Origin of the sequence: Halalkalibacter alkalisediminis (assembly GCF_028610705.1) — a bacterium.
In the GTDB taxonomy this organism is placed as follows: Bacteria; Bacillota; Bacilli; order Bacillales; family Bacillaceae_D; genus Halalkalibacter; species Halalkalibacter alkalisediminis.
In genome coordinates, this window is sequence record NZ_JAQQWT010000027.1 from 1 (window position 1) to 24,355 (window position 24,355).

Annotated in this window: 22 protein-coding genes, 2 pseudogenes and 1 riboswitch; of the genes and pseudogenes, 8 read left to right on the forward strand and 16 right to left on the reverse strand. The window is 38.4% G+C overall.

What is annotated here, in order from left to right; translation table 11 throughout:
• Positions 1-219: pseudogene (locus PQ474_RS20875) on the forward strand (hypothetical protein); the annotation flags it as partial.
• Positions 220-271: 52 nt separating this feature from the next.
• On the opposite strand, the gene PQ474_RS20880 reads toward PQ474_RS20875, so the two are convergent.
• Together PQ474_RS20880 and PQ474_RS26665 are read right to left on the reverse strand one after the other, a co-directional pair.
• The gene (locus PQ474_RS20880; RefSeq protein WP_273847470.1) at positions 272-1,744 is read right to left on the reverse strand and encodes a protein adenylyltransferase SelO; all 1,473 of its coding nucleotides are present in this window, start codon (positions 1,742-1,744) and stop codon (positions 272-274) included.
• Positions 1,745-2,199: 455 nt separating this feature from the next.
• A complete protein-coding gene (locus PQ474_RS26665; RefSeq protein ID WP_390187751.1) occupies positions 2,200-2,391 on the reverse strand; it encodes a hypothetical protein in 192 nt (63 codons plus the stop codon).
• Between the two features lie 726 nt (positions 2,392-3,117).
• Between PQ474_RS26665 and PQ474_RS20890 the strand changes: the two genes are divergently transcribed.
• A complete protein-coding gene (locus PQ474_RS20890; RefSeq protein ID WP_273847472.1) occupies positions 3,118-3,363 on the forward strand; it encodes an alpha/beta fold hydrolase in 246 nt (81 codons plus the stop codon).
• An 84-nt stretch (positions 3,364-3,447) separates the two neighbouring features.
• Here the strand turns inward: PQ474_RS20890 and PQ474_RS20895 are convergent, their stop codons facing one another.
• Entirely contained in the window at positions 3,448-3,687 is a 240-nt protein-coding gene (locus PQ474_RS20895) for a glutaredoxin family protein (RefSeq protein ID WP_273847474.1), read from the reverse strand.
• Complete coding sequence (gene ytxJ / locus PQ474_RS20900) at positions 3,684-4,010, reverse strand: bacillithiol system redox-active protein YtxJ (RefSeq protein ID WP_273847540.1); 327 nt, start codon at positions 4,008-4,010, stop codon at positions 3,684-3,686. The genes PQ474_RS20895 and ytxJ overlap by 4 nt, the downstream gene beginning before the upstream one ends.
• Before the next feature lie 288 nt (positions 4,011-4,298).
• Between ytxJ and PQ474_RS20905 the strand changes: the two genes are divergently transcribed.
• Entirely contained in the window at positions 4,299-4,772 is a 474-nt protein-coding gene (locus tag PQ474_RS20905; protein WP_273847476.1) for a CBO0543 family protein, read from the forward strand.
• 207 nt (positions 4,773-4,979) lie between these two features.
• Here the strand turns inward: PQ474_RS20905 and PQ474_RS20910 are convergent, their stop codons facing one another.
• From PQ474_RS20910 to PQ474_RS20940, 7 genes are all read right to left on the reverse strand, one after another.
• On the reverse strand, positions 4,980-6,431 hold the full coding sequence (locus PQ474_RS20910; protein WP_273847477.1) for a PTS transporter subunit EIIC: 1,452 nt from the start codon (positions 6,429-6,431) through the stop codon (positions 4,980-4,982).
• Positions 6,424-8,127, reverse strand: coding sequence for a glycoside hydrolase family 13 protein (locus PQ474_RS20915; RefSeq protein ID WP_273847479.1), 1,704 nt, complete (start codon positions 8,125-8,127; stop codon positions 6,424-6,426). Before PQ474_RS20915 ends, PQ474_RS20910 begins: the two co-directional genes overlap by 8 nt.
• A gap of 414 nt (positions 8,128-8,541) precedes the next feature.
• On the reverse strand, positions 8,542-9,534 hold the full coding sequence (locus tag PQ474_RS20920; RefSeq protein ID WP_273847481.1) for a LacI family DNA-binding transcriptional regulator: 993 nt from the start codon (positions 9,532-9,534) through the stop codon (positions 8,542-8,544).
• A gap of 269 nt (positions 9,535-9,803) precedes the next feature.
• Complete coding sequence (locus PQ474_RS20925) at positions 9,804-11,003, reverse strand: phosphoglycerate dehydrogenase (RefSeq protein ID WP_273847482.1); 1,200 nt, start codon at positions 11,001-11,003, stop codon at positions 9,804-9,806.
• Positions 11,004-11,153: 150 nt separating this feature from the next.
• A riboswitch (ZMP/ZTP riboswitch) is annotated at positions 11,154-11,232 on the reverse strand.
• Between the two features lie 105 nt (positions 11,233-11,337).
• The gene (locus PQ474_RS20930; RefSeq protein ID WP_390187748.1) at positions 11,338-11,790 is read right to left on the reverse strand and encodes a HEAT repeat domain-containing protein; all 453 of its coding nucleotides are present in this window, start codon (positions 11,788-11,790) and stop codon (positions 11,338-11,340) included.
• A gap of 322 nt (positions 11,791-12,112) precedes the next feature.
• Entirely contained in the window at positions 12,113-13,042 is a 930-nt protein-coding gene (locus PQ474_RS20935) for an alpha/beta hydrolase (RefSeq protein ID WP_273847484.1), read from the reverse strand.
• A gap of 717 nt (positions 13,043-13,759) precedes the next feature.
• Positions 13,760-13,909: a hypothetical protein gene (locus PQ474_RS20940; RefSeq protein WP_273847485.1), complete on the reverse strand. Its 150-nt coding sequence runs from the start codon at positions 13,907-13,909 to the stop codon at positions 13,760-13,762.
• A gap of 329 nt (positions 13,910-14,238) precedes the next feature.
• On the opposite strand from PQ474_RS20940, the gene PQ474_RS20945 reads away from it, so the two are divergent.
• The 4 genes from PQ474_RS20945 to PQ474_RS20960 all read left to right on the forward strand — a co-directional run bounded on the left by PQ474_RS20945 (position 14,239) and on the right by PQ474_RS20960 (position 17,931).
• Positions 14,239-14,454: a hypothetical protein gene (locus tag PQ474_RS20945; protein WP_273847487.1), complete on the forward strand. Its 216-nt coding sequence runs from the start codon at positions 14,239-14,241 to the stop codon at positions 14,452-14,454.
• Positions 14,455-14,752: 298 nt separating this feature from the next.
• Positions 14,753-15,619, forward strand: coding sequence for a nitroreductase family protein (locus PQ474_RS20950; RefSeq protein WP_273847489.1), 867 nt, complete (start codon positions 14,753-14,755; stop codon positions 15,617-15,619).
• Between the two features lie 96 nt (positions 15,620-15,715).
• On the forward strand, positions 15,716-17,434 hold the full coding sequence (locus tag PQ474_RS20955; protein ID WP_273847490.1) for a glutamine--tRNA ligase/YqeY domain fusion protein: 1,719 nt from the start codon (positions 15,716-15,718) through the stop codon (positions 17,432-17,434).
• A gap of 68 nt (positions 17,435-17,502) precedes the next feature.
• Positions 17,503-17,931, forward strand: a complete 429-nt coding sequence (locus tag PQ474_RS20960; RefSeq protein WP_273847492.1) for a methyl-accepting chemotaxis protein — start codon at positions 17,503-17,505, stop codon at positions 17,929-17,931.
• Between the two features lie 100 nt (positions 17,932-18,031).
• On the opposite strand, the gene PQ474_RS20965 is transcribed toward PQ474_RS20960, so the two are convergent.
• Both PQ474_RS20965 and PQ474_RS20970 read right to left on the reverse strand, forming a co-directional pair.
• Positions 18,032-18,703: a LysM peptidoglycan-binding domain-containing protein gene (locus PQ474_RS20965; RefSeq protein WP_273847494.1), complete on the reverse strand. Its 672-nt coding sequence runs from the start codon at positions 18,701-18,703 to the stop codon at positions 18,032-18,034.
• 671 nt (positions 18,704-19,374) lie between these two features.
• Positions 19,375-19,836, reverse strand: coding sequence for an SRPBCC family protein (locus PQ474_RS20970; RefSeq protein WP_273847496.1), 462 nt, complete (start codon positions 19,834-19,836; stop codon positions 19,375-19,377).
• A gap of 358 nt (positions 19,837-20,194) precedes the next feature.
• Here PQ474_RS20970 and PQ474_RS20975 point away from each other — a divergent pair, with 358 nt between their 5' ends.
• On the forward strand, positions 20,195-20,515 hold the full coding sequence (locus PQ474_RS20975; RefSeq protein ID WP_273847498.1) for a hypothetical protein: 321 nt from the start codon (positions 20,195-20,197) through the stop codon (positions 20,513-20,515).
• A gap of 630 nt (positions 20,516-21,145) precedes the next feature.
• Here PQ474_RS20975 and PQ474_RS20980 read toward each other — a convergent pair.
• The 3 genes and pseudogenes from PQ474_RS20980 to PQ474_RS20990 form a co-directional block, all read right to left on the reverse strand.
• Complete coding sequence (locus PQ474_RS20980) at positions 21,146-21,517, reverse strand: hypothetical protein (protein ID WP_273847499.1); 372 nt, start codon at positions 21,515-21,517, stop codon at positions 21,146-21,148.
• A gap of 245 nt (positions 21,518-21,762) precedes the next feature.
• Entirely contained in the window at positions 21,763-23,577 is a 1,815-nt protein-coding gene (locus PQ474_RS20985) for a LysM peptidoglycan-binding domain-containing protein (protein WP_273847501.1), read from the reverse strand.
• Positions 23,578-23,997: 420 nt separating this feature from the next.
• Positions 23,998-24,213: pseudogene (locus PQ474_RS20990) on the reverse strand (DUF6407 family protein); the annotation flags it as partial.
• Positions 24,214-24,355 lie beyond the last annotated feature (142 nt).

Genomic DNA, 24,355 nt, shown 5'->3' on the forward strand with positions numbered 1-24,355 from the left:
CTAAGCTCCGCGAAAAAAACGAACCGTTTTTGTGAGATGGATTCATCGATTGATAAAAGAACTTCAGGGTTCAAACGACGTATGGCAGCCATCCAGTCTAAGCCGGAAGTTGCAGCGAAACTCATTCATTTGTACAAGCGTGACAAAAGGAGGAATCTCTCGTTCAACGTTATGAATTGGGGATCTTGGTTGGTTTTAGTAAGGCGTGCATTTTTTTGAATACTAAAAAAGCTGCTAACGACGACCGTTAACAGCTTTTCATCCTCATGTATTATGTTCCGCAAAAAGTTCGATAATCACAGTTTACTTTCTCAGGCAGTGTAGCGTAATCAGCCTGTTCGAGCGAGTGCGCGTATGGATTTGCAAGCACATGTAGAAGCCGTTCCATCACGCTAAAGTTTTGTTGTTTCACGGCAGCTTCGAGTGCCTCTTCTACCCGATGGTTGCGAGGAATAATTGCAGGATTGTTATTTCTCATCAATTGTAATGAGGAGTCCTTTGATTCCTGCTGCCTTCCTAGTCTCGCTTGCCATAGCTTATGCCACATAGTAAATTCTTCCGTTTCAAATAGCACTGAACCCTCTAGCTTATCAAACGTTAAGGCACGGAACGTATTCGTATAGTCAGCACTGTGTTTCTGCATCATGCTAAGAAGGTCTTCAATCAAGGATTCGTCCTCTTTTTCTTCGTTCCTTATTCCTAGTTTCGCTCTCATTCCCTTGAGCCAATTGGAATGATACAACTTTGAAAAATTCGAAATCTCATCCTGAGCCAGTTTGACACCCTCCTCCTGGTTTTCATGCAACAGTGGCACTAGCGTCTCAGCGAATCGCGCTAGATTCCATCCGGCCATATACGGCTGATTGCCATAGGCATAACGGCCTTGAGTGTCAATCGAACTGAATACGGTTGCAGGGTCATAAGCGTCCATGAAGGCGCACGGACCGTAATCAATCGTTTCTCCACCAATCGCCATGTTGTCGGTGTTCATCACCCCGTGAATAAAGCCAATGAGTTGCCATTTGGCAATAAGCTCGGCCTGACGCTTGATCACTTCCTGAAGAAGGACCAAATAACGGTTTTCTACATCAGCAACTTCTGGAAAATGACGTTGTAATGTGTAGTCAACTAGCGCCTGAAGATCCTCTTCGTTGCCCCATTTGGAAGCAAATTGAAAGGTGCCGACACGTAAATGACTAGTGGCCACGCGTGTTAGAATGGCGCCAGGCTGGTCAGTTTCACGGATAACTAATTCACCCGTTGTTACCACGGCTAGACTGCGGGTAGTCGGAATACCAAGTCCATGCATCGCTTCACTAATGATATATTCACGTAGCATGGGACCAAGCCCCGCTCGTCCATCGCCACCGCGCGAGTATGGCGTTCGACCTGAACCCTTGAGCTGAATATCCATCCGCTCACCTTGGGGAGTAATCTGCTCACCAAGTAACAAAGCCCGACCGTCCCCTAACATGTTAAAATGCCCAAATTGATGCCCCGCATAAGCTTGAGCAAGAGGAAAAGCGCCTTCAGGAGCCTGATTACCACCGAATACGGCTACATTCTCTTCCCGCTGTAGAGCTTGTACGTTCATCCCTAGTGATGTCGCCAGCGGTTTATTAAGAATAATCAACTTCGGTGCGCGTACAGGGTTTAAGTTGATTTTCGTAAAAAATGGTTGCGGCAGACGGGCATAACTGTTGTCTAAATTCCATCCGGTTTCTGTTTCTTGTTCCTTTGTCATTATGTCTCCTTTTATCTTTTGTCTTTGTATACAATCACTTCTTTTACAAACGATTCCAACTGGTTTCAAATCAACATAGACAACCCTTTTTATTGTCTACTTCTGTGTTTTTTATTATACTCTTTCTGCTTGATGATCGCGCCCTTTAACTCTTTTTACATACAAACTTCCCATTGCGCTTTAACGAAACATCTTCTTGTAAAACAGAGAAAAGGCGTAAGCCCCAAAAGACTTACACCCAAATTCCTACCTTACTTCTGGAATAAATGTTGAGCATCTTCTCGCTTTACAATTTTAAGCACATTAATGGTAAACAAGATGACAGGACAGATATGATTAGAAGAGTAGCTCCAATTGGAATAAAGAATTCAAGTGATGGATTTCCTTGCAGAAAGAAAAACAGATCAACCATCATCAACGGTAAACCGATGTTAGGAGCCAAAAATGAACCTTACCTAGAAGACTAGACTCTTCCTTAGGAACATTGTGTAAATAATACCAGCCAAAGTCATCGAAGTCCAACCTAACAAGTTGATATGTGCATGGACCCCTGTAAGATTAGAACCATGAGCAACCGACATATAATAGCCAAGTAAAACACCTATTACAAAATAAACAACTGAGATTTTGATGAATGTAACTCCCATCTTTTCAGCACCTCACCGGTTGCCATTATATAGATGTTCCCACTACTTTATCCTCATAAAAATAAGCCTGACACGTTGTCGAATTCGACAACGTGTCAGACTCGCTTCTTCTAAGCAATTAGTTTCGCAAATGAATGTTCTTTTTTTTTCTGCATGTTTTGCTGATTTTCAATCTCTACTTTTCTTAACTCTTCAAACAATTTTAGGCGATGAGCACTAGTGTTTTGTTCTTCAAGAGCTTTTATTATCATAGGCGCTAGGACGTCGGCATCTTTCAATCGTCTTTTTACATGGTTTAGTAGGCAATCAACACGTGTTTAAAGTTGAAGCCAACCATCTAAGCTCAAACTCCAAACGATCTCCTATGATTATTTAGGGCACGGTTCTGGTTTAGGGTCGAGTGTTTCATTTACACTTAACCAGTTAGTAGCACAACTTTTTGAAGTATTTGAAACCGAAAACATAGATCGAGCTAACATTTGCGCATTAAGCTTTGGTTGTTATATTGCCCACGCGTTTGAAGAAAGATATCCTGATAAGGTACTGAGCATTTGTAACATTGGCGGTCATTACAACAATCCATCTTTTTTGTTCGATCAATTTATACTCTCGCTAAATGAACCGATAGATGATTATTCAGCTTGGCTCACGACTTAGGCTGACAGAGTTAAGCCCAATACGAAAGACATGCCAAACCCTTTTAATGCTAAATCAAAAGAGATTTTCTTGAAATATGGGTTACTCATGCACCCCTCGATTATCAAACAATCTCTAGAGATCCGCCTTCAGTACGATTTGAAATCGGTTTTAACTAAATTCCAAAAACCTATTTTTTGGTTAAGCGGAGAATATGACTTTTTATATCGAAGTTGCACGTATGTTTTACTTGAAATCATTCCGCATGTTCAGTATGTCGAAATTCAAAATGCAGGACATTTAGTTCATTTGAATCAGAGTGAACTCTTTCTCTAAAAAATATGAATCCTTTTTGTTAGGTCTTAAATAGAAGAAGAAGACTCCCTCGGTCACCATACACCTTGGAAGTCTTCTTTATCTTTACTTTTTAGCGTTGTCAATTAGCTCTTTCAGTTCGGGTGTAAACCCTTTAACAGCTTGGTCCCCAACAACGGTAACAGGGACACCCATGAATCCAAATTTCTCTACTTCTTTTTGGTATTCTTTACTTGCCATCACATCTCTTACCTCAAATGAAACACCTTCATCCGTTAACATTTGTTTCACATACGTGCACTCTACACAGCCATCTGTTGAATAGACAATCACTTGTTTACTCATTCACCGACAGCTTCCTTTAACGCGTTTTTTGTAATTTTCCAGTGAGATGTATTCCAAAGAACGTTCCCATCTTCAATCAAGAAAATTTGTGGTGATTCATGCTTTATTCCAAGCTCTTCCGCAATTTGATTCGATACAGGTCGATCTTCAATAACTAATACAATCGCAGCAGACGTGTTCGACTCCTCAACAAACGCTTGAAATTCTTCATGTGCTTTCGCACTAATTGGGCAAGTCGTACTATGCTTAAAAAGCAAGTGTTTCCCTGGTTGCTTTACAAATTCAGTCATGTCTTCCATACTTGTTAGTTGTTTAATTTCCATCATTCACACCATCCTAATTTTTTATCTGTTATTTAGATTACTTGGAGATACTTTAGCATATTATGTCAGCTTTGACTAAAAAAATGCTTTTATAGAGCTAGGTAACCTCCGTATCTCTTTTAATCCCTGTAAGAGCGAGGAAAGGTATTAATCGTAAATAAAAGATGTAACATCACATAAATAATGAAATGAAGGAAGAAATAAAACCGAGTGATTCGTATAAAATCTTTTTATTTTTTTATTTCTCCTCCCTAGTTGATAATACTTTGAGAAAAGGAGGAGAAATTGATGCAACTCGAACGTTTCATTATTAAATTCGGTATTTTTTTCGGTCTACTATCTACCGTTACTTTATTTAAAAAACCATCGGTAAAGAGTTGGTTACCTTTGTATTCGCTAAAATGTTTTACCCATTATATCTTTGACAAAATTTTAGTTGAAACGAAGCAAGTAAAGTACCCAATTAGGTTTTTACCTAAGGTGTTCAAAATAAATGTTATTTATGACTTCTTGGTCTGCCCTTACCTATCCATTTGGTATTGTCAATCGACTTATAACTCCAAACTCCAAGATGTCCTAGGCAAATTAATTCTTTTTGCTATCCCTCAGGCCCTTTATGAGGTCACACTTGAAAGAAAAACAAAAGCCCTACAATTTAAAGGGAATTGGAAATGGATTTACTCGTTTTACCTTGTATTCGTTGTGAAAATCATTTCAAGAGGACTACTAGGTTTGTTCAAAAGGACTTACGTCAATCCATAAAACAAATGTGATTAAACAACACCTTGTATCTACGAATAATAAATATCTGACCTACCCCTTGAATCATATAAAATTTCTTGTAATTTCATCTTAATAAAACCCTCATCAACTAATTTCTTATACACCCTTTACAAACTCGCACAAAAAAACACCTGTCACTTTGCTTTTCTGACAAGTGACAGGTACTTCATCCTCATAACGCTTCAATTACATTGAACTCACATTGTTTACTTTTCGATCTTGATCCTCTACCATTACTTCTTTTGGTACGGCAAATAAGTAGGTGATCATAAATGCAGCTGCAAATGTTATGACGGAAACCACCAGATAAGCAAGCAACTGATTCCAATCATAAATGTACATTAAAGGAGAGAGAACTACAGCCAAACCATATGAATTTGCTTGGATGTTTAATAAGGATAGAATCGCACCTCCAGCAGCTGAGCAAGCAATCATAACATAAAGAGGTTTCATGCTATACCTCATCACGACACCAAACAAAGCCGGTTCACTAACACCCAGTAATTGTGTAGCCGTTGCACTCGCTCCTGTAACCTTTACCGTACTTTTTTTCGCTTTTACCGTAATCCCCAAACAAGTACCTGCATTCGCAAATCCGTACATCGCACATAAAGTAATCAGCGGGTTAAACCCTGTATTTGCAAGCAACGTTGTTTCGATCATGATAAATAAATGATGCATCCCCGTCATAACTGCTAACGGATAGATAAAGCCAATCAACAGCCCCCCAATACCAAGAGGAATATCAATCAATTGCGTAACAACCGTTACTAATCCCATTTCAACAAAATGCAATAAAGGTCCTAAAATGAGTAAACCTGTAATCATCATAGATAATAAAACAAAGAATGGAGTAAAAATTAAATCTAATGCATTTGGCATGATAGCCCGTAACTTCTTCTCTAATTTTGCTCCAAGAATTCCCATCACAAGAGCAGTTAACACACTACCTTGATAACCAACAACCGGTATGAAACCGAAAGCTATAATAGGATCTACTCCACTATTGATATCTGCTACCGCATACGCATTAGGCAATGCAGGAGATACAAGCATTAATCCAAGTACAAAACCAATAATAGGCATACCGCCAAAATTCCTAAAGGCAGACCAACAAATTAAAGCTGGTAAAAACGCAAAAGCCGTGTCTGTCAGAACAGAAATAAGTGTCTGCAAATATTCAGGAATATCATCAATGCTCATGCCAACTAAGCTTAAGAACGCCTCACTGAACATAACACCCTTTAAGCCAAGGAATAAACCTGTTGCAGCAATGATTGGGATAATAGGAATAAAGATATCAGCTAGCGTTCGGACAGCCTTTCTAATTCCCTTTTCCTTATTTCTAGATGGTGATTCCTTTTTCGCTTGCTCATCCTCCCGATCCGGTTGCCCCCCCCTTAAAGCGGCATAGACTTTATTGACTGTACCAGTACCTAAAATGACCTGATATTGACCCGCATTGTAAAATACACCTTTCACTTCATCAATTTTTTCAATAGACTCGTCATCAATCTTCTCGCGATCTTTAACGGAGAATCGCAACCTTGTTGCACAATGAACATACGATTCTATATTATCCTCGCCAATGACATCGATAATTTCTTTCCCTATACGTTCGTATTTATTTTCATTCATGATGGCTCGCTTCTTTCTTTAAGAGTACTAATGCTTGGTATGGCTTTAACGAACATTTTTGCTTAAGTGATGGAACTGTTTCTTCTTTGTAATTGTCTAATAATACATCATACTTAGTAAGTTCTAATTCAACTGGTTGACTCTCAGATGAAAAATTGTAATAGCAAACAACCTCTTCTTGATTCCATATACGCTTATACGCCACAATCGTCGGATGATCTTCAAGGATCGGTTCAATCTCTCCATATGTTAAGCAGTCACACGCCTCACTCTTTTGTCTTACTTGAATGATTTCTTTATAAAATTGTAAGATTGAATGTGGATCTTGTTCTTGTTGTTCCGCATTGATCGTTTTATAATTCTCATTCATCCCTAACCATGGCTTAACTTCTGAGAAACCACCATATTCTTTAGCATTCCAATGAAATGGTGTTCTAGAATTATCACGGCTTCGTAAATTAATAAAGTGCAATGCTTCTTCTGCACTAAAGCCTTCCTTCATAGAACGGTAGTACTGATCAATACTCGAAATATCGTCGAATTCTTCAATTCTTTTGCGTTCAAAGTTAGTCATTCCAATTTCTTGCCCTTGATAGATAAAAGGCGTTCCCCTAAGAAAGAAAAACATAGCTCCTAGCATGGTCGCAGAATGGAAATGTCGATCCTCTTCCTGTTTGATATACTTGCTTATTGAGCGATTCTGATCATGATTTTCTAAAAAGTTTGCTCCCCAACCCGCTTTTTGGATTTCCCTCTGACTAGTGAAGATTAATTTCTTTAAATCTAGTACGTTCCAATCTATTCTTCTAAACCACTCACTACCAGAAGCTACATCAAGGTCTGCATACCTAAAATCAAAAATCATTGAAAAATAACCATTGTCCCCAATGTAATCACCATATTGATCATAAGGTACCCCAGGAGCTTCCCCAATCGTCACACAATCATACTTAGAAAATGTTTTGTCTTTTAATTCATGTAAGAATGTTTCAATACCTGGTTGATTACGAGCTTTCTTTGTACATTTTACAAGTCCATCTACTCCATCAGCAGGCAAATCACCATAGTTTTGGTCTTTTTTTATAAACGTTATTGCATCCACTCGAAATCCAGCAATACCTTTATCTAACCAGAAATTCACCATTTGATATAATTCTTCACGAACTTGCTTGTTTTCCCAATTTAAGTCCGGTTGTTTAACATCAAATGAATGGAAATAGTACTGATCCGTATTTTTCAAAGGTTCCCACACACTACCTCCGAAAACAGAGCGCCAGTTAGTAGGAGGTTGACCATCTTTGCCAGATTTCAAAATGTAATAGTCTCTATATTTACTAGTTTCTGGATTTTCTAATAAATCTTGAAACCAAATATGTTCATCTGATGTATGATTGATGACTAGATCAAGTACAACCTTAATTCCTTTTTCTTTGGCTTGATCAATTAACTCATCTAGATCTTTCATTTTTCCAAACTCAGGATTTAATTGATAATAATCTGAGATATCATATCCATTATCGGCCATTGGAGATTGGTAAATCGGACATATCCACACCATTGTAATCCCCAAAGACTGTAAGTAATCTAGTTTTTGTGTAATCCCTTTTATATCACCTATTCCATCGTTATTCGAATCATAAAAACTTTTAGGATATATTTGATAAATAACTTCTTTTTGCCACCACTTCTTCTCCATGTTGTTCCCTCCATTAGTTGTATTAGATTTAAAATATTCTACGTCTTCTGCCTTATTGTGGTATCGGTTCCACATTACCTCAAAAAAATATAGAGTACAATTTTTCTGAATTTCAAAAGGTATAATAACAATTATGCAAATGATCTACGAACGATAACACAAAAAATCAATGTGGTATCGGTTCCGCACTGAACCAAAAAAATAACCATTTAGTTATTATGGTTATGGAGACGATTTCTGTTTCTATTATATTTTTGTTTTCGAGTTCTGTCAACGCTTTCCTAGCTGATTTCCAATGCTCAAATTTCTATTTAATTCAAAGAAAGGCTAGATAGTGATTTCAACAACAAAGTGAAACTGTGTTGAGAGTTTCACTTTGTCCCCCATTTTCCGAGGAATTAGCCATGGTGTATACTATGTCGATTGGCGAATAATTAATTCGATTGGTAGCTCGTAGTTTTTTATTTTCATTTCGCGATTTTCAAGCATCTCAATCATCACTTCTATTGATTTCTCCCCCATCTGGTCAACAGGTTGACGAATAGTCGTTAGTTTAGGATCTACTATTTCTGCAATTGGCTGATCATCAAACCCAATGATTGCCAAGTCATTTGGGATAGTTAAGTGCTGTTCTTTTGCTTCGATAATAATTCCCCCCGCCACTTCATCACTTCCTGTAAAAATAGCAGTTGGACGATCATCCATCTCTAAAATTTGCTTCATCACCTGTTTACCATCTTCAACCGTGTGCTGATCTACAAAAATCCATTTTGGATTGATCTTCATTCCTACTTCACTTAACGCTTTCTGAAATCCTTGATTACGATCTTTCCCTTTCCCATGCTCATCAAATAAACCACCTGTGCAGTAAGCAATTTTTTGATGACCCCTTTCAATCAAATGCTTAGCACCTAAGTATGCCCCTTTTGTTTGATCTAAACGGATCATCGGAACAACTTCTTGATCAACGTAATCATTACATAACAAAATAGATCCGTACTTGCTATACGCTTCGATCATTTCCCAATCATTCTCAATTGAAGTCATAATAATCCCATCTACTTGCTTTGTTTTTAATAAATTTAAAAACGCTAATTCTTTTTCTTTATCTTCATTACTTTGGCTAATCAACACTTGGTGTCCCTTTTTATAGGCAGCAAGTTCAATCGAATTCACTAGAGACGCAAAAAAAGGATTCACAATTTTAGGTACTATGACACCTATTGTTGTCGTCAGCTGTCCTCTTAATCTTCTTGCGGAAGGATTTGGCGTATAACCAAGCTCTTTCATTGCCTTTAATACTAATTCTCTTTTCTTGTCCGAAACATACGGATGATTATTTATAACTCGAGAAACAGTCGTTTTCGATAATCCTGATAATTTTGCAACATCTGATATGTTAGCCACTAGTAATCACTCCACTGTCAATATAAAACATGAAACCAATTCCATATTCATTTTACTTTAGTAACGAAACAAAATGCAATCGATTGTTCATTCGAAATTATGGCTACGTTTGAAAAGCACAAAACTAAATGGTTTAACATTAAAACGTATTTTTTACCATTTCAGCTAAAAAAGAAGCTACCTCTAAAAGGGGGTATTTCCCCTAATGAGACAGCTTCGAACAATTTTATTTTTCTTTGTTTTCTTCTACACAACACGTACGTTTGATATTAAATAATACGAGTCGCAACCATACCCTCAATTTGACTCATTTTCTCTTCTAAGTTAGGAATAATATCGCCGTTTACATCATTTTCAATATCGATCATCGTATATGCATATTCCCCACGGCTTCTGTTCACCATGTCCGCGATGTTTAAATGGAAGTCTGAAATCGCTGTTGTAATCTGTCCAACCATGTTCGGAACGTTTTTGTGGAACGCAGCCACACGACGTCTACCTGTATAAGGAAGAGATGCATTTGGAAAATTGACTGAGTTTTTGATGTTTCCTGTTTCTAAAAATTCCTTTACTTGACGAGCAGCCATAACCGCACAGTTTTCCTCTGATTCTTGTGTTGAAGCACCTAAATGAGGAATAGGAACGACATTCTTCATGTTTAATACATTTTCATTCGGGAAGTCTGTAATATACTTACCAACCAACCCGCCTTCAAGTGCAGCGGCCATATCCTTTTCATTTACAAGCTCACCACGTGAGAAATTCAAAATATGAACGCCAGGCTTCATGATGCTAAATGTAGCTTCGTTAAACATACCACCTGTGTCCTTTGTGAATGGAACGTGTACCGTAATGAAATCCGCGCTCGCGAATAACTCTTCAATTGTCATCGCACGCTGTACATTACGAGACAAATTCCAAGCTGTATCAACGGAGATGAACGGGTCAAACGCAATAACATCCATTCCTAATTGAAGGGCATCATTTGCAACTAGAGCACCGATTGCACCTAAACCAATAACACCAAGCGTTTTCCCTTTTATTTCTTTTCCGACAAATTGCTTCTTCCCTGCTTCTACTAACTTTGGAACTTGTTCCCCTTCACCATTTAACGTTTTGGTCCAAGCTACACCAGCAAACAAGTTACGAGAAGAAGCCATTAATGTCGTTAAAACAAGTTCCTTTACAGCGTTCGCATTAGCACCTGGTGTATTAAAAACAACGATTCCTTGCTCTGTACACTTATCGACCGGAATATTATTAACACCCGCACCAGCTCGTGCGATTGCTTTTAAATTACTACCAAATTCCATTGAGTGCATGTTAAAACTACGAAGAACAAAAGCATCCGGATTTTCATTGTCATTATCAAGAGAATAATTACCCTTGAATACATTTAATCCGCTTTCTGCTATATTATTTAACGTTTTGATTGTATTTACTTTTTCTAAAGTTGTTGTTGTGCTCATATCATTTCTCCCACTTTCTGTTTTTTATCTTTTTTTATTTTCTAAAACAAAACTCTCAAAATGTCATGAAATCCTGCAGTTGCCCTAGTGATTAGTAGTATAGGATACCCCCTCCACATATGCAGAAAGAGGTAAGGGATCAAGATCCCTTACCTCTGCCCAGGCGAACGGCTACGACACTATGTGCTCCCTCGCGGTGATCCGCGTTTCGCCAGTTACACATAGTCTTTTAAATTATTTTTATTTTACCAACTTTTCTTACAATCTTCAACCATGAAAATCACTTTATTTTGATGAAAGTGCTTTCTAGCGGAATTTAAGAACAACCTGTGAATTATCTAGTTAGTAATGTGTCCCATTTTTCCTTCAACCATTTATCAAAGTCAGTGCCTTTTTCACCTTCGTACACATCATATAGATCCAATCTCACTTTTTTCACTTTCTCTTTGAAATCTTCATATGAATGATTTGCAGGGAGGCTCTTCTTTAACCTAAGGAGAATTTTCTTTGTATCTTTAATTAGCTCCCCGTTTTTCCGTTCAGGCTTCGTTACTTGTTCACCTAAAGCAATCAGTTTACGATACGCAGCTTCCTGAACCTTGTAAACAGGATCTCCTGTCAACCTGTACTTTAATAATTCAATCGTTTCTCGGCTTTTATATTGACCTAAATCTTCTATTGCATCTAAACGCTCTCTCCAATTAGATGTTCTATTAATCGACTTCTTCAACTCATTAAAATTTGCTGGTAATTCCGTTTTTGATTCATTTTTTCTCAAACGATCCATTCTCCTTCATGTTAGAAACTTTTCTAACATCTATCTTACCATTTAAAATCCATTTACATACACTCTTATCTCTTTTAAATGCTAGTAATGTCCTTAATATCGTCAAAAATATGTACGTATAGGGAGTTTGACTCGGAGTTAGAGAGCTAGGATCAAGTGTTCAGCCTGAAGGGACATAATAGGCACCTACTGTAAACGAAACTGCGGGATCATTCAAAAGACTCCAGTGCGACCACAAAAGGGCACTGAAACAGTCCCTTTAAGCAGATTCGAGGAAGCACCATACCGGAGTCTTTATTTGACAAGACCATATATTTCTACACTACTTATCCAATGCTCGTTTTAAAGCAGCGGCTGCCAGTTCTATACATTGTTTCCCCTGCTCTAAAACACCTGGCATCCAGAAAAATCCGTGGATCATGTCATCATACCGTGTTGCTTCAACTGCAACCCCTGCTTCTTTTAAGCGTTGTGCATAGGCTTCTCCTTCATCTCTCAATGGATCAAAACCAGCCGTCACTACTAATGCTGGCGGTAGTCCGCTTAGGTCTTCAGCAAGGAGAGGGGATACATAAGGATTTTTACCTTCCTCTTCGGTACGTAAATAATGCTTCCAGAACCATTCCATACTATCCTTCGTTAATAAGTAGCCCTCCGCATTTTCGCTATGTGATGTGGTCTCAAACGAATGATGAGTCACCGGATAAATCAGCATTTGGAAGGCTACCTGGAATTCGTTTTTATCTCGGGCCATTAAAGACACGACAGCTGCGAGATTCCCGCCCGCACTGTCGCCACCAACAGCAACCCGCTCGGCGTCAACTTGAATCGAAGAAGCATTTTCCACTACCCATTTACTAGCTGCATACGCATCATCGATAGCTGCAGGGAATTTATGCTCAGGCGCCAATCTATAATCGACGGAAACGACTACACAATTCGAGCGATTCGCAAGAAGACGGCAAGGTACATCTACCCCCTCAAGGTCGCCAATGACCCAACCACCTCCGTGGTAATAAACCAATGCCCCAAACGGCCCTTGGCCTTCTGGCGTATAAATGCGAACCGGTATTTCCCCGCCAGGTCCTGGAATCGTTCGGTTCTCTACCTTACCTACTTCTTCAGGTGCGCCTGCCAAAGCGGTAAAATTCGCTGATGCCCTCGCTTCCTCTGGTGTAAGTTCGTGCATGGGCGGTGCACCAGCCGCTGCCATTTGCTCTAATAGAAACTTCGCTTGAGGATCTAGACCCATAATGTTATGCCTCCCTTTTTTAGTAAAGACTTTTATTCTGTTACCGGTGGTCCTCTTTGGTGGCGCTTAGAACAGATGTTGAATTTAGCTAAAGTTAAGAGACTTCGAGAGAAAGCTCTTTTTTAGCCTTACAAAAAGGAAATCTTGAACTCTACTACTAATAAAAAGTTATCCTCTATAAGGGATGTCCATAACTTAGACGCCTGACCACTAACCTTTTGCTTCAATATATGATGCCCCTTCCATCTTAGAACGAAGAAATTGAAATAGGGTGAGGTACTAGCAATAACGAGTGATTTCTTGCAAATTCATGGATCACATCGAAGAAAAATAGCTTAATATTGCCAAAAAGCAGATTTTCAATTGTGCCTCATAATTTTAATCATGAAATTATTACAATTCTTTCTCTTTCTACCTCTTTTCAACAGTTGGGAATGAAGCCTCAAGATATATATACGTCAAATCGAAGACGTTTTGCGACGCGAGGAGAAAATATGCGTCAGATTGGGCATTTATGCGTTATGAAGAACTTTATGCATCAAATCGAGGTAGTTATGCGTCACCAAAAGTCATATATTGCCACATGTCCCAAAAACGGCTGTCTCTTAGTCAATTAAAATGAAAAAACCGCTTCCCACCGTGCAACACGTTGTGAATCAGCCTCTCTCTATTGCTTCTTAACATATATCCACTTTTTTCCTATCATCCTGATTTTTACTAGATATTCCCCTTAATCAATCCTATTTCTTCATTTTCTTTTAAAAGGTCTCCTACCATTGTTACATCCAATTTTCCCGCAAAGATCTTCCCGGCTAGTTCTTCTGTTGTCGGGACACTCTTTGACTTGTTTTCCCGGATATATAGCAAAAGTTGGACACGTTTTTTCTGACGCGCCTCTTCCTTGTATTTGCCTGTAAATATTTTTTTAAGGGATCACTAACAATTACTCCAAGAATCATACCAAATACTACTAGAAATAAGTCAGATAAAATGGCATTCACACCGTTCACCTCTTCAAAGCCGTTAATCGCTATTATTGCATTACATTTACAAACTTCGCAAATGACCACCATTCTTACTACTCCCCCTAAAGCAAGCTACATGTAAATCCCTTTATTTTTCAATGTCACTAAGGTAAAATTAAAGGCTATCTACCAGGGAAGATTTTTTTCTCTCTCATCCTTATGGGGACTTTTATGCTAACAATTACAAATAAAGGGAAAACTATGATTGGAGTTGTGAAGGAAGAGAATTTCGATCACTTTGACTACGTCGCATTGATTAGTTTTGTTTACGATGACCGAAAAGTATACGAACACATCATTCATGCCATACATCAAAATCTCTCACTACGTGAAAGCCTAGGTGTTGGTTTTCTAAGCCAATTTCGCATCCACTCTTTAGCCTACTGACCATGTAAAGTCGAAATCAAGGAAGAAAAAATAATTTCCGCTCATATAGTCATCAACGTGAAGATCAAGATGGGCTTGAACTACATGGAGTCGTTCAGACTAAAGGAGAAGGCTTCAAAAATTTTCTAACCCCTACCAACAAAAAAGAACTTCCGTCTTATTCTTAAAGATGAAGAAATTCAGCACACGACTCAAATCAATCGTATAGGTAGAAAATGAAATCGTTGAAGTACAAGAACTGTAACTACTTTCATCGTTACTCTCTTCGATCGATCAGGCTCATATAAAGGGGAATCTAATGAATTTCACACTATCAGCTATTGAAACAATGCGTCGCCGCCAGTCCATTCGAACGTATGAACAACAGAGTTTATCAGAAGCGGATGTGAAGCAAATATCTAATTACATAAGTAAGGAAGAACATTTAATAGGCCCATTCGGAGGAAGAGGCCGAATGGATTTTATCCTCCTTCATCGCAATGTGACGGACAAAGGGATGAAGCTTGGAACGTATGGATTCATAAAAAATCCACAAGCTTATTTAGTAGGAGCAGCCAAAAATGAAAAGTATGCCCTAGTTGAGTATGCTTTTATTTTTCATCGCCTTATTTTATTTATGACTCAGTTAGGTTTAGGAACGTGTTGGATGGGTGGTACGTTTTCACGGAATTCATTTGAAAAAGAAATTCAGTTACGTGACTTAGAATTTATTCCTTGTGTGACTCCACTCGGATATCCGAAAGATAAGCAACGGGTGTTTGATAAGGCGTTACGTTTTGTCGTAAGAGCCGATAATAAAAAACCGTGGGATCGCCTTTTTTTCGATGCTAGTTTTGCTGTACCGTTAGTAAAGGAGAACGTTGATGGTCTAGAAACTCCGATTGAAATGGTGAGGTTAGGTCCATCTGCCTCGAATAAACAACCATGGAGACTTGTCCTATCCACAGACCGACAAGTTTGTCATTTCTACATTGAACATACACCCAATTATAGTTCGAAATTGGGCTATAAAATGCAGCTTTTAGATATGGGGATTGCTATGTGTCAGTTTGACTTGGCTTGTCGTGAGCTTGAAATTGAAGGATGTTGGATGGTTGAAGATCCTGTCCTCGATCTTAAAAATGAGAATACCGAGTATATCGCTAGTTGGAAGATGAGCAAGTAAGCGCACACTTAGAGTCGGCGCATGTCAACGAACATTTTATCACTCATCGACTTGTGATACACTATTTACTAGTAAATAGTGTATTATGGAAATATAATGCACAATACATATGAAGAAAGGTTGATCAACTTGGAACATAACTCTTCGAATTTTATTCGAAATATCATAAAAGAAGATCTAGAGTCCGGCAAGCGAAACCATGTTATCACTCGTTTCCCGCCTGAACCTAATGGATACTTACATATTGGACATGCAAAATCGATCGTCATTAACTTTGATTTAGCAGATGAATTTAAAGGTAAAACGAACCTACGCTTTGATGACACCAATCCTTTAAAAGAAGATTCAGAGTACGTTCATGCGATTAAAGAAGATGTACAATGGCTCGGCTATGATTGGGATGGGCTGTTTTTTGCATCTGATTATTTCCAAGAAATGTACGAAAGAGCCGTCCTTTTAATTAATAAAGGAAAGGCCTACGTTGATGATTTGTCACCAGATGAAATCCGTGCGTACCGCGGGACATTAACGGAGCCTGGTAAAGATAGCCCCTATCGCGAACGTACGATTGAGGAAAACTTAGAATTATTCGAGCGCATGCGTAAAGGTGAATTTGGCAACGGGGAAAAGGTGCTACGTGCCAAAATTGATATGAGTTCTCCCAATATTAACTTGCGCGATCCAGTTATTTACCGTATCTCTCATGCTACTCACCATAACACGGGAGACAATTGGTGCATTTACCCAATGTACGCCTTTGCTCATCCGTTAGAGGATGCGATTGAAGATGTCACTCATTCAATCTGTACGACTGAGTTTGAGGATCAACGTCCGCTTTACAACTGGATCGTAGAAGAATGTGAAATGACGAGTACCCCACAACAAATCGAGTTCGGTCGTTTAAACATTACGAATGCCGTCATGAGTAAACGAAAGTTAAAACAACTCGTTGATGAAGGATTGGTTGATGGTTGGGACGACCCACGTATGCCAACCATTTCAGGTTTACGAAGAAGAGGTTATACACCAGAAGCCATTCGTGCGTTTGTGCGCGAAACTGGTGTATCAAAAGGTTCAGGTACGGTTGATTCTCAAATGTTGGACTTCTTTGTACGTGAAGATTTAAAAATGAAAGCTCCTCGAACAATGGGAATTCTTCGTCCGTTAAAAGTCGTCATTACTAACTATCCAGAAGGACAAGTGGAAATGCTAGACGCGGAAGTCAACCCGGAAAATCCAGAAATGGGAACAAGACAAATTCCCTTCTCAAGAGAGCTTTACATTGAGCAAGAGGATTTCATGGAAGATCCACCAAAGAAATACTTCCGTCTATTCCCAGGCAACGAAGTTCGTCTAAAGCATGCTTACTTCATTAAATGTGAGGACGTCATCAAAGATGAAGATGGAAACGTCGTTGAAATCCATTGTACGTACGATCCAGAAACGAAAAGTGGATCAGGCTTTACGGGCCGTAAAGTAAAAGGAACACTACACTGGGTCGAGGCTACTCAAGCGGTGCCAGCTGAGTTCCGTTTGTATGAGCCACTCCTTTTAAATGAAGAACCAGAAGAGTTAGAAGAATCAGCGGAAACAGAAACAGAGCCGGAAGTAGAAAAAACGTTCCTTGATCATGTAAACCCTAACTCTCTTCAAGCTTTAAAAGGCTTTGTCGAGCCAAATATGAAAGAGGTTGCCTCTCAAGAGAAATTCCAATTTTTTAGACACGGTTACTTTAATGTCGATCCAAAAGATACGACAACAGACAACCTTGTGTTCAATCTCATCGTTTCGTTGAAAAGTTCGTTTAAGCTTTAATAGAAGAAAATAATAAGTAATTAACAAGTAAGAGAACAGTGGATATAATCCGGTGTTCTCTTACTTGTTTGATAAAAGAATTTCATCACCAAATGTCTTTGGCCTTTTCAATATTAGTCATACTTATTCAAACCGATATCCAACAGTCTGTTCATTCAATGGATAGTGGACGACTTACTGTAATCGAAGGAATTACGTTAGTTGGCGCAGCCGGTGAGACTTTTGCTGAAATCGCTTCTTCTGTCCGACGCGTCACCCAACAAATTGAACACGTTACAACCCTTACTCATCAAGTATCCCAAGGGACAGAAAACATGAGCTTAGCGATTGTTGAGACAACTAAAATTGCTGAATCCTCAGCAGGTTACACTCAAACAGTCGCAGCCTCGGTCGAGGAACAACTGGCCTCGATGGAAGAGGTTATCCATGCAGCCCATTCCCTTTCAGACATGTCAGAGGATTTACAAGGGGCTGTTTCGAGTTTTAAGATGGATTAATAGTACCAGGAGAAAAGTAAAAAAGGTGTCCCAATGGTTCCAGGAACCTAATGAGACACCTTTTTTTGTTTGGCGAAGGCTTAGACGTTGTTTGTTCCAACTATAGGTTTCGTTTAACCGTAAGCTTTTGCCCCGGGAAGATAACATTCGTCTTCAAATGATTCTGTTGTTTTAACTCATCTACCGACAATTTATACTCTCTCGAAATGCTAAAGAGTGTATCCCCTTTTTCGACTTCATACGTTTCGATCACTGCGATCTTCACTTGAAGTATTTGACCAGGAAAAATCGTATTACTTGTAAGATCGTTCATTTGTTTTAGTTTTTCAACAGTGATCTTATAATGAGTTGATATGCTATATAGCGTATCACCCTTTTGGACTTCATACGTCTCAAAAACTACATCTCTCACCTGAAGCTTTTGTCCAGGAAAGATGATGGTACTCGAAAGTTGGTTCATTTCTTTAAGCTCTTGGACGGTGATCTTAAAGTTCTTTGAGATACTATAGAGCGTATCGCCTTTTTGGACTTCATACGTGACAGCATCTTTCACCTTTATTTTTTGTCCCGGGAAAATCATGTTGCTCGTTAACTGATTCATTTGTTTTAATTCATCTACAGTCATCTTATTGTCTTGAGCGATCTGGTATAAGGTATCTCCCGTTTTCACTTCATATGTTGCTGCACCAACCCCGTTAGTAAATCCGAGCATGATTAGTAGCCCTAACGACAAAGTCATCAATTTCAATCCAATCTTTTTTATGTTATCCACTTCTATACACCCTCTTCTTGTTGTGAGTTCTTGTTGCTTTACATATGTAACGTTGAAAGAGGGAAGTACGTTACAATGTGAACAAGCCTAAATATAATGGAGTGATGTTAATTTTTCCTCAAACAGAGAAAGCATCTTTGGATAACTATATAGAGGTTTGGGTAAATAGGACTAAGTTTAATTGAAAAGGCTCCTCCCAAAAATTCACAGAGAGGAGCGTTATTTTAGATTGATAAAAGACTCATGATAAAGAATAAAAACTCTGTTGAAAAAGAGAACTTCAAATTTCATAAAAACCCTCAAAAGTGCTTTGAGGAGTAAAACAGGTATATTATTATTCCATTTTTTTCGTGACAGTATTTTATGTTGATATAACCTACTTTTGACTTCACTTTTTTCGCTTAAAATTTTGATTTCCAAAAAAATGCGTCACATAATAAATTTATGCGTCAAAATTCACATCCTATTCGTCAGATCCAGAAATTATTAGTCAGATTTATTTTTATGCGGCGCATTTGAAAGATTTGCGTCAAGTTTATTTTTAAAGCGTCACTTTGTTCTTTTATGCACCTAATTCTACATCACTACGATACAGAGGATTTCATTGCTACACACTATCACCTTAACGAACTAATACAACAAATCTTGTTAATACTGTACTCATATTACTCTTATCTAACATCGATTGACTGACCTTCTTTTTCTAACACTTCGATCAGATTGTCTTTTAATTCTTCGCAATCACGAGGGAGTGTTTTTGATAATAGGGCGTTTACCATTTTCGCAGGTAACCCTGTACCAGTCATATCCAGGTTAAATTCTACATCGGTCGTGTTCGGACCTTTAGCAACCGCCTTGTAAGAGCCATACCCTTTAATGCCCTCCTTCTTTGCTTCTAATGTGAAAGCAACACGTTCAGGCATCACTCTCTCGGTTACCGTTACGGTAAAATTCATCTTCCGCTTAAAGATTCCCATATCGCCCTTAAGAGCCCAAACTGATACATTTTCATCTATTTCCTCAAATGTTACAAAACCTGGCATACACGGAGCCCAATTTCCCATGTCTTTAATGAACTCCCACATCGTTTCTATAGGACATTGAACAGTTCCACGTTCGCTTGCTACTGGCATACCGTTAACCCCTTCCTACGTATTTTCCTGTTTTCTGTTTCCAAATTGATCATATTCTGTTACAGAAGGAAACATTCATCTTTATTAAAACGGAAAACGGTGCCTGCCCCCAATACATGACTACCATACTTTAATAGGTTAAAGGATGTCCTAAATGGAGGCTTAAGTGTTTTTAGGCAAATGAGGGGGGAAGTAAATTCCTTACGTTCTTCTACAATGCTAGTCAAGCAATTTAATTGATTATTGGACGTATTGAGTTTATCTTAACTACTCCTCAAAAGCCTAATTTTGATAAGGATAAGCTCTAATCTAAATCTTGTTCAATAGGATATCTTATCTCTTAAGAAAAGGTGATCATATGTTTCCAGCTCCACTTCAAGGAATCGGTCGATTCTCACCCGTAGATTTCGGACACAATTTTCATCAAAGGCAAGGGCACTTTTGGCACCAATCTGGATATCTAGGAAACGGGTATGGACACTTTGGATATCAGCCCGTTTACAACCACGGACATGAGTATCAATGGCACAATCATTACGTTCAACATCAATCTCATCCAGTTCAATCCCAAACCAAAACTCATGTGAAGCATAATCCTCATGACTCCCACTCGCATCATGGGTACTCCTATGGACAAGGGTCGGGGCAGTTCCCTGATTATTACAATCATAATTACTGATTTCAAATTAGGAGCAATCCAATAGCTGTAAGAAAGAAAAGATGTGGCACTTATTTTTCTAAACACCTAAATAAACGAAATGAAATGAAATGACCATTTTTAAAACCTATATTTAAAATGCATCTTTCATGTTACATTATCTAACCAAAATGCTTACATCTTTTTATTTGCTTGTTAAGATGAAATTAACATAATGAGATGAACATTTCAGGAGGTAATCGACATGTCAAACACTCAACTTAAAAATCCAGGAATCTTAACATTAATGGTCCTAACATTTACCGTATTCTTTCACTAATTTTATGACTTAAAAAACGGAGATCCCTATACATTTAGGGATCTCCGTTTCTTGAGTTTTTCCGAGCATCAGAACATAACTAAAGAAAAAAGGTTCTGGCAGTTAAAAATAAATAAATCAAAAAAGTAACGATGAAAACCAACAATCCCACCATCACAAAACCGTATATAAAACCTCTCCCCATTGAGACTAAATCAAAGAACATATCCTTAAATAATATTTTAAAATAATTCACCTGTTCCTCCTAGTAACTCTCTTTTTATTATTAAACATTAACATTTTGACTACTTACAATTAAATTTGAGTCCCCTAAACTTTAGCACTCAGACTGTTTATTGATTCAAAAAAAATACTCTTAACTCTTCAACTTCATACGTTCGAAATGCAACACCATCGTGATTAAAAACGATGATTCCAGGGAATTTTTTCAAGTCGAAAATTTTTATATAATCATCACTATGAGTCGACTCTTCATCTATAATTGTAAACCCATGGGAGGTAATTTTTTCTCCCCAAAGAGATTGCTCGTCAAAGATATCTAGAATACTTCGTTGATATTCTTCTGACGGGGTTTTATCAACAAAAACTCTTACACTAAACCTATTCTCTTCCTCTGGCTTTAACCTCTCAATTACTTTTTCTTCCTCTGTAGAACATCCTACTAATAAAAAAAACAAAAAAAGGATTGCTAGAAATTTGCTCAAACACACCACTCCTCAGTTTATTCAATTAAATCATTCTTTCTAATTTTTAACTCTATAAGCGATAACGTTCACCAATATACATATTTTAACATAAAGTAAAATTTTATCCTTTATTCATACAATTCATACAAATTCTATCAACTGAAACAATAATAAGATGACAACTAAAAACCCAAACCACTAAATGATTTGGGCAGCTAATTAGAATGTTACGAGGCTACTTATAAGCCATTTCGTCGTTTTTCCTACAAAAAAATGAGGGTTGAGCTTATCTCATTTATATGATCTTGGTCTGCCCATAAGATAAAGTAATTGTACGTTGTTCCTTCGATTGGAATAGGTTGTGGATACTGGACAATCAAAGCTGCTTGATTTCTCATTTCTGTAGGTTGGTCCTCTGACGGGATAATAAAGCATGCCTCTTGATGTTGAATTTGTGTTTGAATGGTGCGTGGTGACGAACCGTACGGCAATAATTGCTGGAATGCTTCATTTTGACAAACTTTGTGAATCGGTTCATCTGAAGAAATCGCTGAAATTTGGAAGAAGCCCTCTGTGCCTTCATATCTTTCATCCGTTATTTTTTGCCAATGTGCAGGATATTGAAATTGAACTTTATAGATCGTACTGCGATAGGTCCTTATCAACGCAGAGTTTGGCATTGGGGACCATTGTAAAGATGTGATCGCCACTCCTTCTATTAACCGGATCGGAACAGGATGCCCTATGTCAATGGACCATAGTTCGCTCGCCATTCCTTGGTTGTTACAGCCTGATAGATAGGCGAGATTACGGCCATCTGGTGACCAGGTAATTGGCGTAGCAAAGCAATTCGAAATAGCTCTTGTTCGGTCACCCTCTCCTTGCCTCCCCACCGTTCGAATAAGGGAAAAATATCCGATGTTTTCAAAAGCAGTCGCACTGTAAGCAATGCTTGATGAATCCGGAGACCATGCCGGAAAATAGTTCTTGGCAAGTGGTCCTCCCCTCACTTCACTCACAATTCCTGTGATGATGTCCACGGTATAAATCAATGAAATACTAACTCCAGGCGTTGTATACAGGGCATACAAGCCATCAGGAGACAGGCGCACATGATTAAGTCGACCACCGGTGTTTTGGGTGATTTGACGTTTACCGGTTCCATCGGTTTGAATACGAAACAGTTGACTAATCCCTGATGGATCAGGTGCTTGAAAAAGAAGTTCTGTCCCATTCGGAAACCATTGAGTGTCCGTTGCACCAGGCTGTAATATTCTTTCGGATTGATGTGTGAAAACATCATACAAGATTATATGATTCTGTCTTGTATAAACTAATTTTCGACTGTCAGGTGACCAATTTAAATAACTACCTTCTCCCTCTTCAAACTGGTCTATACGAGCCATTTTCTCTTCAGCTAAATTGAATACGTAAAGAATTCTATTACGACCTACAAAGGCAATATGTCTACTGTCTGGTGACCAAAAAGGGATTGAAAATAAATCTCCTAAACCAGTTGTAAGCTGTACATTGCCACCATCGCTGAGGTTATATAACCACAGATCATAGCTTCCGCCACGGTTGGATATATAAGCAATAAACCCTTGATCCCCTAAAGGAGCATAAGGAATGACCAACTTCATTCCTGGGAAAATCAAATTTGATGGAAGCCGATTAACCTGCCTGATCAACTCGTAGTTGCTTCGTCCTCCCGTTATTACATTGAATCGCCTAGCAATCTGATAAAGCGTGTCTCCAGGCTGAACGATATAGTAGGGGTTACCAGGTGGAACTTTTAACAATTGACCGACTTGAATGGTATAAGGAGGCTCAAGCTGGTTTATTTCAAAAATAAGGGCTTGTGGAACACCGAAATATTGAGAAATGGTATAGATTGTATCTCCTGGCCTTACACGAATCACATCAACACCAGGAGGTACAGAAAGCTGTTGACCTACGTAAATCGTATAAGGTGGAATCACATTATTCGCGGCAATAAGGGAATCCACCGGGATTGCCCATCGCCTCGCAATTTGATACAGTGTATCTCCTGGACGGACTGTGTAAAAAAGTTGCATCATTCCCCCTCCAAAATCAACTTAACTTTCATACTTACTCTAGAAAAATAGAGACTACATCGTACCAATTATTCAAGCGCTATCCGTTGTGAGGATGCAATACTCACTTACCACCACAATGAATCCGACGGGGGTTACCACCCCCGACATTGTATAAGCGATTTTCATACCATAAGGAACCCTCCCCCCTGCCTCTATACTATTCACCTAAGTAATCAAAGATTCGTCTAATAGAACCAACCCATTTATACGTTCACTAAGGAATATTTTTATACGACCCTATCACAAGTGCTTTCTTAACCTAATAAAACAAGCAACTGTTATTTTACTAACAATCGCTTGTTTGAATGAACCCTACATAAAGCAGCGTCTTTTAAAGGATTCTTCATGATAAACGGAACGTCCCTTTTGTAAATATTACTAATAGCCCCTAATGATATACCCTTTATAAAGTCCTTCAATGTCTAAGTCTAATTCACCATTCATGGCAATCTCTACAATCCTAGACAAAAACCTAGACAAAAAATTTTCTTCCATCATAGAGTGTATATGCAGAAAGGAAACGGTGCCTATATGTGTTTCTTCTACTTCCTCAAACGAACGTAGTTGATCAAATTCGATTGCTATTCTACAAAATGAAGTTCTACAAGCTCTAGCATCACTTTTATAAACTTATCCAACTATATTATTCACCCTAACCCTTGAACCCTAACATAAGAATTTTGTTCTTCAATGGAGTCAGATAAAAACGGTCACATAAAAGACTCAACAAAAAAAA